The organism is Pedobacter agri, from assembly GCF_032678665.1.
Lineage (GTDB): Bacteria > Bacteroidota > Bacteroidia > Sphingobacteriales > Sphingobacteriaceae > Pedobacter > Pedobacter agri_A.
In genome coordinates this window covers 214,863-231,523 of the sequence record NZ_JAVTSH010000001.1, presented here as the reverse complement: position 1 = coordinate 231,523, position 16,661 = coordinate 214,863, and the positions used below count along the sequence as shown (strand labels likewise).

At 43.1% G+C, this 16,661-nt stretch carries 3 protein-coding genes; all 3 read left to right on the top strand.

Going from position 1 to position 16,661, the window contains the following annotated elements:
* Positions 1-91: 91 nt before the first annotated feature.
* The 3 genes from R2Q70_RS01035 to R2Q70_RS01025 are packed head-to-tail and all read left to right on the top strand — an operon-like array spanning position 92 to position 16,635.
* Positions 92-13,579 carry a putative Ig domain-containing protein gene (locus R2Q70_RS01035; RefSeq protein WP_316805832.1) on the top strand — a complete coding sequence of 4,496 codons (13,488 nt, stop codon included), beginning with the start codon at positions 92-94 and terminating at the stop codon, positions 13,577-13,579.
* A gap of 41 nt (positions 13,580-13,620) precedes the next feature.
* Positions 13,621-14,622: a PorP/SprF family type IX secretion system membrane protein gene (locus tag R2Q70_RS01030; RefSeq protein WP_316805831.1), complete on the top strand. Its 1,002-nt coding sequence runs from the start codon at positions 13,621-13,623 to the stop codon at positions 14,620-14,622.
* A 12-nt stretch (positions 14,623-14,634) separates the two neighbouring features.
* On the top strand, positions 14,635-16,635 hold the full coding sequence (locus tag R2Q70_RS01025; protein ID WP_316805830.1) for an OmpA family protein: 2,001 nt from the start codon (positions 14,635-14,637) through the stop codon (positions 16,633-16,635).
* Positions 16,636-16,661: the final 26 nt, after the last annotated feature.

Here is a 16,661-nt window from a genome sequence, read left to right as displayed (position 1 = left end):
TCCGAAATGTAGATTTGTCATCGTAGTGTTTACATCTACTCTAAAATCGTGAACGCCTGCAAAAAACAAATCATCCCAAATTACGCCTGACATGATGAAAACTTTTACCTCTCGTTCCTTCAAGGGAATAATCTGCAATGTGCTAACATTTGCAGTCATCATTTTATTAACGTTCTTAAATTCGAAATCGTATGCGCAAACATCAATTTATGCAAATAGTGTTAGCGCAAGCTCAAATGTCGACAATCCCACTAATGCGACCAATGCTGATGAAAGTACCTTTGCCCAGGTAAATTCGTACGGAGGGCTACTACTCGGGGGTGGGCGTTATGAAGGAGAACTGGAATTGAAATTCCCCTCAAATGTAGCGGCAAATACAACGGCTTACATTAGAATTGATTCTGATCCTGATTTATTGAATGCGTTATTGGGGGGGAATTTAGGTGGTTTACTGGCTAATGTTGTGGGCAACGTTGCTTTGGGAAATCATAGTTTTACTGTTGGTGCTAGAAATTCATCAGGCCAAACCGTGCTGGAGGGTTCGAGTGCCGGGCAGTTTTCAAGTAATAATCTTCGTTTAATTAAAGATGCTGCGGGTAAATTCTACATTGCGATTACACCAAACCAAATTTACGATCGCATATTTGTTCGCGATGCTACTAGTGCATTGTTGCTTGGAACAAACAATAATACTAAAGTGTATTATGCACTTCATTTTTCAGGAAGTGACCCTTGTGCACAGGCGCTGGCTACCAGTTATGAAGGTACAGGTATTTCACTTGATGCTTTAAAACTTGGAAATTCGGGGGGGATTAATACGGAAAGAGCCATTGATTCCGATCCCAATAATTTTTCGCAGTTAAGCTTGGGTATATTGGCAGTTGGCGGTACCGCCAGTCAGGTTTTTTATTTTTCTGGTCTGTCAAATCCAACGGATGATGTTAATTTAAGATTTAAAACCACTCCGTCATTATTAAATCTTGGTTTACTAAACAATATAAGTGTAACCACTTATAACGGCACACAAGTGGTTGCCGTTCAGAATATAAATCCCAATTTATTGAGCCTTGATTTACTTGGCTTACTTAATAACGGATCCATCGTTACGATTCCATTTTCTCCGGGAGGGGCTTATGACCGCGTTAAAATTACGCTGAATTCGCTTGTAGGCGTTAACGTCTTGCAAGCAATTGATATCTATGGTGTTACACGTTCTGCCGGGAGGCCAACCTTTACAGGCCCGAACGGCAATACTTTTGCCGCATGTTATAATGTACCTGTAAGTTTAACCGCAACCACGGCAAATACCAACGAACTCATTTGGTATGAGGCGGCAGAGGGTGGAAGTCCTTTAGCCACTGTTGCTTTTAACGGTACTTATCAAACGCCAGGATTAACAGCCAACAAAACGTACTATGTTGCGGCAAGGCGATTAACCTGTACAACGGAGTCGGCCAGAGTGCCTGCGCTAGTTACTGTAAATCCTATAATTAATTTCAGTGCTACTACCTTAACCAATGCAACTAGCGGAACCAATTATAATCGGCAAATTGCGCCTGCAACAGGTGGAACCCCAGGTTTTACTTATGCGTTGGCATCTGGCAGTACGCTGCCGGCAGGCTTAACATTATCGTCAACAGGAGATATTGCAGGTAGACCAACGGTACCTGGCAACTATAATTTTTCTATTGTAGCTACTGATACCCGAGGATGTAACCTTACCGCCGCTTATACACTTACCGTAACAGGTCCTTTAACATTGGTGCCAGGTGCTTTACCCGATGGAATTACAAATGTTTTGTATCCGACGCAAACAATCCCTGTTGCGGCTGGAGGCACCGGACCATATAGCTATGTCGCCACAGATGTTCCTGCAGGATTAACTTTTAATCCAACTACAAGAGAGATTACAGGAACGCCAACTGTTCCTGGTAATTATATTGTACGGGTTACGGTAACCGATGCCAATGGAAATACCATCACTTCAAATTATACCCTAAAAGTGACTGATCCTTTTGTTTTACCTGCTGCAACTTTAGCAAATGGTACTACCGGACAAGGTTATACACCACAAATTATTCCTTCGGCTGCGGGCGGTACAACTCCGTATACTTACTCTGCAACAGGTTTGCCGCCAGGATTAACTTTTGCACCTGGTACCAGAACAATAACCGGAACGCCAACTTTAGCAGGTACCTATCCTGTTTCGGTTACCGCAACAGATGCTGATGGAAAAACAGTTACTAATACTTATTCGATAACCGTACTTGATCCATTGGCATTACCACCTGCTACACTTGCAGATGGTAATGAAAAAGTGATTTATCCTACGCAAACAATTCTTCCGGCAACGGGAGGCTCAGGGTCTTATACTTATGTGGCTTCCAATGTTCCTGCAGGGTTAACTTTTAATCCAAACACCCGCGAAATTACAGGTACGCCAGCTCAGGCCGGCAACTATTCCATTTTAGTTACGGTAACAGATGGCGGTGGAAGAACAGCAAGTCGTTCTTACCCATTAAGAGTGATTGGTGCGCTTAACCTGCCATCGGCAACCTTAGCCGATGGAACGGTTGGAACAACTTATCCAAATAGAACTTTACCGGCAGTAAGTGGCGGAACACAGCCTTATACCTATGTGGCTACAGGTCTGCCACAGGGAATGACCTTTAATCAGGTTACACGGGAAATTTCAGGTACCCCTGAAGTTGGAGGTACTTATGGAATTTCGCTAACGGCAACAGATGCAGCTGGTAACAATGCCACCACAACCTACACGCTCAATGTAAATGTGAGTGCACCAATTGTTGCCTCAACAACAGTTTGCGCCGGTTCTGGTGCAACACTAGCGGTTAGCAACAGCCCGCAGAACATCACCATAACCTATCGTTTATACGGCCCTACGGGCGATACGCCAATACAAAGCAATACTACAGGCAGTTTTACCACACCTGCTGTAACTTCACAAACAACTTTTTACGTTGATGCAGTTTCGGGAACGGCCATAAGTGCAAAAACTGCTGTTACGGTTTCGGTAAATCCGCCGGCAACTTTGCCTACAATAGCCGCTAGCAATATTGCCATTAACTCCGGACAAACCGCCACCTTAACCGCTACTTTTGATGCAGGAAACAGCATTGCCTGGTATGAGGCTGCAACAGGTGGTAGTCCGGTAAGCAGCAGCGCTTCGTTTACAACACCTCAACTAACAGCAACAAAAACTTATTATGCTCAAACTACGAGTGCAGCGGGTTGTGCAAGTACATCAAGAGTACCCGTTACGGTTACAGTAATTCCGTCATCAGGTACCACCGCATGTAACGCCGCAGGAAGTCAAACTACAGCGATAAATGGAATTTGTATTTTATGCGGCATTAGCGGGGCGGGTAATTCTACTGATGCTGATCCGAATAATTTTACCAGATTAACCTTAGGGGTAGGCGTGGGAGCTTCAGGATTGCAACAACTCATTTTCCAGAACCCTGGTGTTGCTACGGATAGTATTCGCTTAAACCTGGGTTTACCAGGTGGCCTGGCTGATGTTAATGTCTTAAATAACATTACCGTTAGGGTTTTGAACGGAACAACTCAGGTGAAATCGGTTCAGATTAGTGGCGGATTATTATCGCTCACCTTATTGGGTGGAGGCAGATTTGCATATACTTTAGCTGCGGGAGGAACTTACGATCGCGTTGAAGTAAGTTTCGGCGGCGTAGTTTCTGCATTAAACAGTTTAGATATCTATGGTGCAACTCAAATTTATCCAAACCCTGCTATTGTTTCTGGTGCACAGGCTATTTGTGCAGGCGCTACAGCAAAACTATCGGTTACTCCGGTAACCGGAACAACCGTTAGCTATTTTGATAGTCCGGTAAGTGCAACGGTATTAAATCCCGATGGTGGAGATTTTACAACACCAGCGCTTTCATCAACTACAACCTATTACATTCAGGTTAATAAATTAATCAACGGCACGGTTTGTTCGAACCCAACTAGAACTCCGGTAACCATTACCGTAAATCCGGTTATCGTATTTAACGGAACAACTTTAAGCAATGCCAGTATATCATTTCCTTACAGCAAACAATTGCCAGCTGCAACAGGCGGTACACCTGGTTTTACCTATGCCTTAGCTTCGGGTAGTACTTTGCCTGCAGGTTTATCTTTATCAAACACAGGTTTGATTAGCGGAACGCCGACTGCTACAGGAAATCCAACATTTTCAGTTATCGCAACCGATACTAAAAACTGCTCAACTACAGCAATTTTTACCTTCGCTGTAACACCGGCATTGGCATTGGCGCCGGGCGCATTGCCAGATGGCGTTGCCGGAACTTTGTATCCAACACAAACCATCCCTGCAGCTACTGGTGGTACTGGTCCGATAACTTATTCCGCTACTGGTGTACCTCCGGGATTAAGTTTCAATCCAACAACCAGAGAAATTTCGGGCATACCTACACAACCTGGAAATTATATTATCCCAATAACTGTTACTGATGCTAACGGATATTCTGTTACTTCAAACTATACTTTAAAAGTTACCGATCCTTTATTATTGCCACCTGCTACGCTAGCAAACGGAACAAATGGTATGGTTTATCCAACCCAAACTATTCCTAATGCCACAGGCGGAACCACACCGTACACTTATTCTGCAACAGGTGTACCAGCTGGTTTATCATTTAACCCAGCAACCAGAGAAATTTCAGGCACACCAACACAATCTGGTACATTCCCTGTTTCGGTAACGGTAACCGACGCCACGAATAAAACAGCCACCACGACCTATTCCATCACGATTATTGACCCGCTAGCATTGCCGGCCGCTACTTTAGCCGATGGCACTGAAAAAGTCAATTATCCGGCGCAAACCATTCCATCTGCAACTGGTGGCGTGGGCCCGTACACATATAGTGCGATCAATCTTCCCCCTGGATTAAACTTTAACGTCAATACCAGAGAAATCACAGGTGTACCCGCTCAGGCAGGAAATTATGTGGTTACTGTAAATGTATCTGACAGTGAAGGCAGATCGGCAACAGGTAACTATGCACTTAAAGTGATTGGAGCTTTAAACCTTCCCTCGGCAACATTGCCAAACGGCATAGTGGGAACAGCTTATCCAACGCAAACATTGCCTGCCGTTACTGGCGGAACTGGTCCGTATACTTATATCGCCACCAATCTCCCTCCTGGATTAAGCTTTAATACCAATACCAGAGAGATTACAGGTGTACCAACCCTTGGTGGCGATTATACAATTTCGTTAACAGCAAGAGATGCAAGTGGAAATGTCGCAACAACGGGCTACAGCATCACGGTAAACGTTACTGCTCCGGTAGTGGCGAATGCGACCGTTTGTTCAGGCTCACCAGCTACATTAACAGTGAGCAATTTAATTGCCGGTGTTACTTACAATTGGTATGCATCCACAGGCTCTACACCTCTGGCCACCAATAATAACGGTACATTTCTTACTCCGGCTGTAACCAGTCAAACCGTCTTTTATGTTGAGGCTGTTTCTGGCACTGCAGTAAGTGCAAGAACAACAGTAACGGTATCTATTAACCCGCCAGCAACGTTAGCAACGGTTACCACCAATAATCAGGTCATCAATCCAAATCAATCTACAACTTTATTGGCTACTGCTGATGCAGGTAATACCATCACCTGGTTTGACGCCGCTACGGGCGGTACACAGGTGGGATCAGGAACATCATTTACAACTCCTGTATTAAATGCAACAACAACTTATTATGTAGAGACCACCAATAGCAATGGTTGCGTAAGTGCAAGTCGTGTTCCGGTAACAGTTACGGTTATTCCTGCCGGAAGCGGCACAGCCTGTAATGCTGCCAACAGCCAAACAAGCGGCATCACCGGAATCTGCGTATTATGCGGAATTACGGGAGCAGGAAATTCAACAGATGCTAATCCAGATAACTTTACAAGAATTACCTTAGCTGTTGGTGTCGCATCAACAGGATTTCAACAATTAAGGTTCCCGATTTCGGGTACAGCAACTGATAGCGTTCGTTTAGACTTAGCTTTACCAGGCGGTTTATTGGATTTACAGTTGCTAAATAACACCACAGTAACAATCTTAAACGGAACAACTGTTGTTAGAACGGTACAACTAGGTTCATCATTGGTTAACCTTCAACTTTTAAGTGGAAATCGTTTTGCTGCAAGTCTTTTAGGAGGCGCAGCATTTGATCGGGTAGAGGTACGTTTCGGCGGATTGGTTTCTGCGGTAACCAGCTTAGATGTTTACGGTGCATCCATCACCTATCCGGCGCCAACGATTACGGCAGGATCACAAACGATTTGCTCAGGTGCTACTGCAACTTTAACCGCTACCGCAAATGGCGGAACTGCTATCGCCTGGTATGATGCCGCTGGTACTCAGTTGGCTACCGGTGCATCTTTCACAACTCCGGCCTTAACAGCTACTACAGTTTATTACATTCAGGTATCAAGAGCAACTTGCGCAAATCCGGTAAGAATTCCGGTTACCGTAACGGTTACACCTGCATTGGCCACGCCAGCAGTAGCAACAGTAACTGCGGGCTGCGCCGGAAGCCCGGCTACATTAGCCGTTACCAATCCAATTGCCGGCGTAACTTACAATTGGTTTACTGCGCAAACCGGTGGAACTGCGGTTTTAACTGGTGCAACGGTGACTACACCAGCGCTGACGGCAAATACAACTTATTATGTTGAAGCATCTCAAGGAAATTGTGTAAGCGCTAGCCGAGCAACGGTATTGGTGCCGGTGAACCCAGCTCCAGCTTTACCTACATTAACTACAAGTTCATCATCAATAGCACCCGGACAAACCGCAATTTTAACAGCTACTTCAGCTGAAGCCAATGTAACCTTCAACTGGTATAACTCGGCAACGGCAACCATGCCAGTTTATGTAGGTCCGACTTATGTAACACCATCACTAACAGCAAGCACAACTTATTATGTTGAGGCTGTTTCTGCAAATGGCTGTGCTTCTTTAGGCAGGGCTCAAATTACAGTAACCGTAAATACTGGTGGTTCGCCAAATCCTGTTCCTTGCGAAGCGGCAACAGCACAAAGCAATGGCGTGGTTGGCTTAGGCGTACTGGCGGGTGTATTTAATCCAGGTTTAGCGATTGATAACGATACCCAAACCGGATCATCATTAATTTTACCTGTAGGTGCTTTAGGGGGATCAGTTTTTCAAAGAGCAAGTTTTGGCTCGGTATCCCGCTTAGGCGATACAGTTAGGGTATTGGTATCTTCTCCGGGAAGATTACTATCATTAGCCGTTTTAGGAAATGCTCAAATTACCACTTACCTTGGAACGACCAGCAATGGCGATTCAAGAACTTTAAATAGCGGTTTATTAAACGTTCAGTTGTTGAGCGGTGACACCCAGGCCTTGATTACTTTCGTACCAGCAGCAACATTCGATGGTGTGGAGGTTAGATTAAACGGAGGGCTGGCAACGGCTTTAAGCTCACTTAACTTTAACTATGCGCAACGCATACTAGTGGCGCCAACAGTGCTTTCATCAAATGTAACCGCCTGTGAGAATCAAACCACTCAATTAACAGTTAGTAATCCATCATCAAGCTTAACTTATAGATGGTATGATGCGGCTGGAACTTATCTAACAGGGAAAGATGGTATTATTTTTACCACACCTGTTTTAACAGCAGACACTAAATTCTTCGTTGCGGCAGTATCAGCATCAGGATGCGTGAGCTATAGAACCGTTGTAAATGTAACGGTTACACCAGCTCCTGTGCAACCAGAGTTGTTGGCACCTAATGTGGAAACTTGTATCAACACTTCAGTCGTGTTTCAGGTTAAAAACCCACTTGCCGGAACAACTTACAGATGGTATGATAATGCAAACGTTTATCAGGCAGGTTTTGACGGCCCAACGTTCACGGTAACTAATGTTACCACAAATACTACATACAGTGTTGAAGCCGTAAACAGTTGCGGATCTGCATCTGCTAAAACAACAGCAACCATTACTATTGGTAACATTCAGGTTCCTGTCGTTACGCCATCATCAGTTACGATTACTGCAGGTTCCGTAGCTGCGCTAACTGCTACTTCTAATACCGCAGGTGTAACAATCAACTGGTATACAACTGAAACCGGAACCATTCCGGTATTCACCACAATAAATTCAAATACAAGTAATTTTGTAACACCCCCAATATCGAGCAATACATCATATTTCGTAGAAGCGACCATTCCTGGTGGTTGTACTTCGGCCACAAGAGCTCGTGTTGATATTACAGTAATTCCTGCAGGTACCCCTGTGCCTACACCTTGCGGTGCGGCAATTTCACAAACAAATGGGGTTTCTGGCATTGCAGTTGGTGCTGGCGTGGTTAATCCAAACAATGCAATTGATGGCGATGTGAATACAGGATCAACTTTGGTAATTCCTGTCGGATTATTAGGTTCATCAGTTTACCAAAGATTAAAATTCCCTTCGGCTTCTAATGTTGGCGATACCTTAAGGTTGAAAATTACCACTCCGGGTCAGTTGCTATCATTGGGCATATTGCCAAACGTTTCTGTCACTACTTATTTAAACGGAAGCAGCAATGGCGATGTTACGACGGTTTCAAATCCATTAATCAGCTTAAGATTATTAGCCGGAAACAATACCGGTATACTAACCATTATTCCAACAAGTCAGTTTGATGAAGTAGAGTTAAGATTAAACGCTGGTTTGTTAGGTGCTTTAACATCAATTAACTTTGATTATGCGCAAAGAACAATTGTGGCGCCAACTTTAAGCACAACCAATGTAAGTGTGTGTCAAGGTGCTGCTGCTACTTTAAGTGTTCAAAATCCTCAACCTGGAATCATTTATAAATGGTATGCCGGAACTGTATATCAGGCAGGAAAAGACGGGCCTACATTTACAACCGATCCAACGCTGACGCCAAATACTTACGAATATTCTGTAACCGCTAATGCCAATGGTTGCGAAACGGTTAAGGTTAAAGCAACGGTAATTGTTCTTCCACCGCCTACACCACCAACCGCAACTCCAGGCAATCCATTAAGCACCTGTTTAAATACGCCAGTTGAGCTGAGTGTTGTAGCGGTGGCTGGAAATACCTATAACTGGTACGATCAGCCGACAGTCGGGAATATACTGGTTACCAATAACAATAAGTTTTTAACTCCGGCAAACTTACCTGTTGGAACAACAAACTACTATGTTGAGTTGGTTAATGCAAACGGCTGTTCGAGCGCAACCAGAACAATGATTTCAATTACGGTTAATGATTCAGCTTTGGCTAGCGATATCACCGTAACAGGTAATATTTCATTGTGTTCAGCAGGAACAGCAACATTAACGGCATCAAGTTCAATTGCCAATGCGGTATTTAACTGGTATAGCGATGCTGCACTGACCCAGTTGGTGGCTTCAAATACCGCAACGTTTACTACACCAACCATCAATGCTGCTACAAAATATTATGTTACTGTTAGCGGAACCGGCAAGTGTGCAAACGCTGCAGGAAATGCAAAAGAAGTAAGTATTTCATTTAATCCGATTGCTGTAGCCGCTGATATTACTTTAACAGGACCTACATCGATCTGCGCTGGTGCACCAGTTTCATTAAGGGCACAAGCTAACGGCGTAATTGATCCGGTATTTACCTGGTACAGTGATGCCAGTTTGACGACTGTTGTAAATACTACAGACACATACACGCCTACGATAAATGTTACAACTACTTATTATGTTACAGTTAAAGGAAGTAACAGATGTGAAAATACAGCTGCAACGGCTAAAACAATAACCATTACTGTAAATCCTTACGCAACTGATTCGGATATCGCTTTAAGTGGAACGACTTCAGTTTGCAGCGGAGCGAGCACTACATTATCAGCATCATCAACTACGGTGATCAACCCAATATTTAGATGGTATACTGATGCTTCATTCGCAACAACGCCAGTCTTTACAGGTGCATCGTATAACACCGGTGCATTGACAGCAAGTCGCACATATTATGTAACAGTAAGCGGAGACAACAAATGTGAAAACTTGCCAAATACAGGCAAAGCCATCACGGTTACCGTTAATGAGTTTGCTACTGCTGCAGACATTACCGTAGCCAATACTCAGGTTTGCTCAGGCTCATCTGCATTGTTAGTGGCCTCGAGTTTAACGGTAATACAACCTGTATTTACCTGGTATAACGATCCATCGTTAACAAGCGTAGCATTTGTTGGTCCGATTTTCACTGTAAATAATTTAACTGCAAGTACTACTTACTACGTAACGGTTAAAGGAATCAACAGATGTGAAAATTCAGCTGCAGATGCCAAAGCGGTTGTGGTAACCGTTAATCCAATTGCCACACCAACTGATATCATTGTAAGCGGTGGAACAACTGCTTGTGCCGGAGCTTCAGCAACACTTACTGCCAGTTCGCCAAGTGTAACCAATCCGGTATTTACCTGGTATAGTGATGCCGCCTTAACCAACATTACTTTTGTTGGCAATACATTTACTACACCAGCATTAAACACAACAACTACTTATTATGTAACTGTTAAAGGAGATAATAAATGTGAAAATGCTGCAGGAAATGGAAAAGCTGTAGTGGTTACCATTACCCCAGTTGCCAGCGCAACTGATGTTACGGCTGGTGATGTTACAATTTGTGCCGGATCATCTGCTGCACTAGTAGCAACCACTACAACAGTTACTGACCCTGTGTTCACCTGGTACAGCGATGCAGCTTTAACATCAGTTGCTTTTGTTGGTGCAACATTTAATACACCAGTATTAAATGCTACTACCAGATATTATTTAACCATCAAAGGCAGTAACAGGTGCGAAAGTTCAGCATCAACAGCTAAAGTGGTTACGGTTACGGTGAATGAAGTTGCTACCGCGACTGACATTACGCTTTCTACTCCGGCAATCATTTGCGGTTCTGGTACAGCCACCATCAATGCCAGCTCAACTACTGTAACCAGTCCGGTATTTACCTGGTACAATGATGCTTCGTTAACGAGTGTGGCTTTTGTTGGTCCGATATTTACAACACCAAGTTTAAGCGCAACTACAACCTATTACGTGACCGTAAAAGGTACTAACAAGTGCGAAAATACATCGGCAAATGCTAAGGCTGTAACAGTGGTGGTTAATCCGGTAGCTTTGGCAAGCGATATCACTACAACCGGAACAACATCGGTTTGTAATGGTTCAACCACAACTTTAACGGCTTCGAGTACCACAGTTACCAACCCGGTATTTACCTGGTATAGTGATGCTGCCTTAACAAGTGTAGTATTCACAGGAGCTGTATTCACAACACCAGTACTATCGGCCAATACCACTTACTATGTAACCATTAAGGGTGATAACAGGTGTGAAAACACTGCAGCGACTGCGAAACCAATAACAGTAATTGTAACGCCAGTTGCCAGCGCAGCTGATGTTGCTGCAAGCGATGTTACGATTTGTGCAGGTTCAAATGCATCATTAGTAGCCAGTACCACAACAGTAACCAACCCGGTATTTACCTGGTACAACGATGCTGCTTTAACATCGGTTGCTTTTGTTGGTGCAACATTTAACACACCAGTATTAAATGCTACTACCAGATATTATTTAACCATCAAAGGCAGTAACAGGTGCGAAAGTTCAGCATCAACAGCTAAAGTGGTTACGGTAACAGTGAATGAAGTTGCTACCGCTGCTGACATTACGCTTTCTACTCCGGCAATCATTTGCGGTTCTGGTACAGCCACCATCAATGCCAGCTCAACTACTGTTACCAGTCCGGTATTTACCTGGTACAATGATGCTTCATTAACCAGTGTAGCTTTTGTTGGTCCGATATTTACAACACCAAGTTTAAGCACAACCACCACTTATTATGTGACCGTAAAAGGTACTAACAAGTGCGAAAATACATCAGCAAATGCTAAGGCTGTAACAGTGGTGGTTAATCCGAGAGCGGTATCAACTGATGTTGCTGTATCTGGTTCAACTACGATTTGTACGAATGGTACAACAACATTAACAGCTAGAAGCACCACCGTAACTAATCCGGTATTTACTTGGTATAGTAATGCGGCGCTCTCGACAGTAGTATTTACCGGAGCTGTATTTACAACACCTTCATTAACCAGTAATACCACTTATTATGTAACTGTTCGCGGAGATAACAAATGCGAAAATACTGCAGCAAATGCATTAGCAGTAGCTATTACAGTAAGTGCCATTCCAAATAGTCCGGTGGTAGCCACAACTGGAACTAATATTTGTGCCGGCGAGCCTACAACGCTTACCATCACCAATGCGCAAGCAGGTGTAACCTACGAATGGTATACAGCGGCAACAGGTGGTAGCCTGTTGTTCACCGGAACTTCATACACTACGCCTGTCATCAATTCAAGTACTGATTATTATGTGCAAGCGGTTGGGGCAGGGGGTTGCAACAATAACGGCGGCAGGGTGAAGGTTACCGTAACAGTCAATCAAAAACCGAATGTTCCGACTGTTGCATCTGCCAATGTAAGTGTGTGTGTGGGAAGTTCAGCTGCGCTTACGGTTACGAATCCTCAGGCAAATATTGTTTACAACTGGTATACTTTACCAACTGGCGGTTCGCTGGCTGGAACCGGAAGTATCTTTATGACACCTGCGGTTACCACTAATATCACCTATTATGTTGAAGGTGCTAACGGGTCATGTTTATCATCATCAAGAACCCCGGTAAATGTTATCGCTTTACCAGTGCCTGTGGCTCCTGCTTCAGTAACGCCGGCAAACGGAACCATCTGCGCAGGTAGTAATACCATCTTAACCGTTAACAATCCGGTTGCAGGCTTAATTTACAGATGGTACACTACAAGTTCAAACGGGACTTCAATTGGTGAGGGCATTACGTTTACCACACCAAATATCACAGCAACAACCATTTTCTACGTAGAAAGTATTGCTGTTGGTGGTTGCGCTAGTCCTACCCGAACTGCGATTACCGTAAATGTACTTCCAGTACTAATAGCACCATCGGTAGTGGTTCAATCTACCACACCAAATAGTGTAACCTTTGCATGGGCAGCGGTTAATGGTGCTACAGGTTACGAGGTTTCAACAGATAATGGATTAACCTGGCAGGCTGCAACCGGTACAACATATCTTGCAATCGGTTTAAAACCAGACCAATCGGTTACCATTATTGTAAGGGCAAAAGGTCAGCTAGATTGCCAGACAAGTGCAAATTCAACGCCAGTAACGGGTAAGGCGAGCAATCCACTAGGAAACCAGATATACATTCCAAACGCTTTTACGCCAAATAATGATGGTAAAAACGATGTATTCTTAATTTATGGAAATACGATTGCGAGTGCAAAAATGTCTATCTACACGCAATGGGGGCAGTTATTATTCCAGTCTGATAATGTTGCAAACGGATGGGATGGAACTTTTAGAGGTGTGAACCAGCCGATAGGTGTGTACGTGTACATGGTAGAAGCCCAGCTCACAGACGGAACAACAGTGGTTAGAAAAGGTACAGTTACATTATTAAGATAGATATGAGCCGGTTAATTTATAAACGAAAAAAATCAAATTCCATGAAAATATTATCGATTTTAAAAGTGTATGTAGCTATTGTGGGCTTGGTTATTTGCTCAGCTAAATCATTTGCGCAAACAGATCCTCACTTTTCGCAGTATTATGCTTATCCGTTATGGCTTAATCCCGCCTTAACAGGCGTAGTAGATGGCGATTACCGGGCCAGTGTAAATTTTAAACAACAATGGGGCGCTTTAAATAATTCATTCCTCACCGGAGGTGCTTCATTCGATATGGCACCAAAGAAAAATTTTGCTTTCGGTGCCACCGTTTTGAATCAACGGGCAGGCGAATTGGATTTCAACTATCTAACCGCACTGGTATCAGGTTCCTACCGGTTGAGATTTGGTTTTGAAGGTTTGCAGATGATCAACTTTGGCTTACAAGCCGGAATTATCAACAGAAGTTTCGATTTTTCTCAGGGTCGTTTTGGAAATCAGTTTAATCCGATTGGTGGCTACGACGGTGGAATGATGAGCGGTGAAACTTTCCAGTCGCAATCATCACTTGTTCCTGATGTAAATGCCGGGATCATGTATTTCGATGGTAATCCAAACAAAGGTGTTAACGTTTTTCTGGGTGCAAGTGCTGCTCACTTAACCAGGCCAACAGATCGGTTCTCAGGAACAGATTCCCGCATCCCGATGCGTTTTACCGCCCATGGTGGTGCCAGAATCAGGGCTTCAGAATTATTGGATATTGTGCCGAATGCTTTAGCCATGTACCAGGGAAATACCAATGAAATTTCCCTTGGTGCCTACGCTCAGTTAAATGTTAATCCATCATCAAATATCTTGTTTGGTGGCAATTACCGCTTAAAAGATGCCGCAATTGCATTTGTTGGTTTACAGCTACGTAACATGGTTTTTGGCTTAAGTTACGATGTAAATACCTCATCTTTTAGCAGGGCATCAAACAGCAATGGTGGTTTGGAATTATCGATCTCACTAATCGGTCGGAATGGAATTATCGGCCCGAACTTTTTCTGTCCACGTTTATAATCCATATTCAAAATGAAAAAAATATTACTGTTTTTATTATTGGTATCTTTTGGTTACGCAAATGCACAGTATGTGGTAAACTATAAAAGGGTTGCCGATACTTATTTTGAAAACAAAGATTACTACGCGGCATCTACATTTTATAAAAAGGCTTTAAAAATAACCGGCGATAGTACGCTTGCACTTCTTCCATACGGAACAGAAAGAAAATCGGCAAAAGATGAAAAGGGGATTGAGGATTATGAAGGTTCTATCTACAATCTGGCAGAATCCAGCCGTTTGTACCGGGAGTTTTCAGAAGCAGAAAAATACTATGCCGTAGCCATTACTTTTACAAATACCCGTTATAGAAAGGCACAATTTTATTATGCCGAATGCTTAAGGGCAAATAAAAAGTTTAACCCTGCTATTGATGCCTTTCAGGTTTTTATCAGAAAAAATCCGAATGATGCATTGGTTAAAGAGGCGCAGAAGGAAATTGCTTCCTGCAAATTTGCTTTAGAGGAAATGCGTTTTCCACGGATGGTACAGATTAGAAAAATAGCGAGTAATGTAAATGGATTGGGTTCTAATTATGCGCCAGTTAAAGTGGGTAACGATTTTTATTTTACCTCTTCTCGCCCGGTGGCCACCGCAGGAAAAAAGGATATCATGAAAACCGAAGCTGGTGAAGTTCAGATTTCTACAAAAGCCAACCCTTTCATCAATAATCTATATACTACCAAAAGCGATCTGGGTGTTGCTGATATTTCGGTAAGGATGATGGATTTAAATTTACCAAGAAACGTGGAAACCGCTGCGGCAAGTTTTACGCCTGATGGCAAAAAAGTTTATTTCACTTATTGGCGGGAAAGGGAAAGATATTCGATTTATACCGCTACTAAAATTGATGATAAATGGTCAGAGCCGGTACAGGTAGGTTTAGAAATTAATAGTAAAGATTTTAATTCGAGCCAGCCATTTGTAACTGCCGATGGAAAGTTTCTTTTGTTCTCTTCGGATAGGAGTGGAGGATATGGTAAATTCGATTTATGGTATTGCGCCATCCGTGAAGATGGTACCTTAGGCCAGGCTGTAAATTTGGGTCCAACCATAAATACTGAAGACGATGAAAGGGCGCCAAATTACAATACGGTAACTAAAAAACTGCTATTTAGTACCGATGGGAGAGTGGGGTTAGGTGGACTGGATTTTTTTGAAGCTGAAGGCGATTTAATCACCTGGACAGAACCAAAGAATCTGGGCTATCCATTCAACTCATCAAAAGATGATTTATACTTTACTGCGACAAATGAACAGGGAACCAGAGGTTATATCAGCTCCGACCGGGAATCATCTTGCTGTTTAGAAGTGTTTGAGGTTAAAAAAGAATTTTTCAATATCAGTGGTATACTTACCGATTGCAAAACTAAATTGCCCTTGGCCGACGCGACAGTTTCGTTCTCGAATGCAGAAAGTACCCAAAAAGTAGTTACGGGGCCAGATGGCAAATACCTGTTCAAAGTTGATTCAAAAAGACCTGTAAAGTTACTTTTCGCAAAGGATAACTATTTTTCCATCACTAAAAATTATCCTTATGAGGAATTGGCAAAGGCCGATACCATGATTTACAAAGATTATTGCATTAGTCCGTTTAAATTGGGTATTCCAATCGCTTTAGATAACGTTTACTATGAATTTAACAGCGCTGAACTTACCGAGCCTAGTAAAAAAGTGCTTGATTTTTTAATCCCGATTATGGAAGATAACCCGGAAATGGAAATTGAGTTGGGTTCGCATACCGATAATATTGGCACCGATGAATACAACCTGAATTTGTCAAATCAAAGGGCTAAATCATGCGTTGATTATCTGGTGAGTAAAGGGATTTCGGAATCACGGATGACTTCAAAAGGTTATGGCGAATCGATGCCTATTGCGCCCAATGAGACGGGAAGAGGCAAGAAGAAAAAAGATAATCCGGAAGGAAGGGCAAAAAACAGACGAACAGAATTTAAGGTTACCAAGAAATAAATACTCCAAATGAGTCCCGTTGAAAG

Bases quoted from the DNA above. Each gene is read 5' to 3' on its own strand.
- R2Q70_RS01035 (WP_316805832.1), top strand. From the start codon at position 92: ATGATGAAAACTTTTACCTCTCGTTCCTTCAAGGGAATAATCTGCAAT.
- R2Q70_RS01030 (WP_316805831.1), top strand. From the start codon at position 13,621: ATGAAAATATTATCGATTTTAAAAGTGTATGTAGCTATTGTGGGCTTG.
- R2Q70_RS01025 (WP_316805830.1), top strand. From the start codon at position 14,635: ATGAAAAAAATATTACTGTTTTTATTATTGGTATCTTTTGGTTACGCA.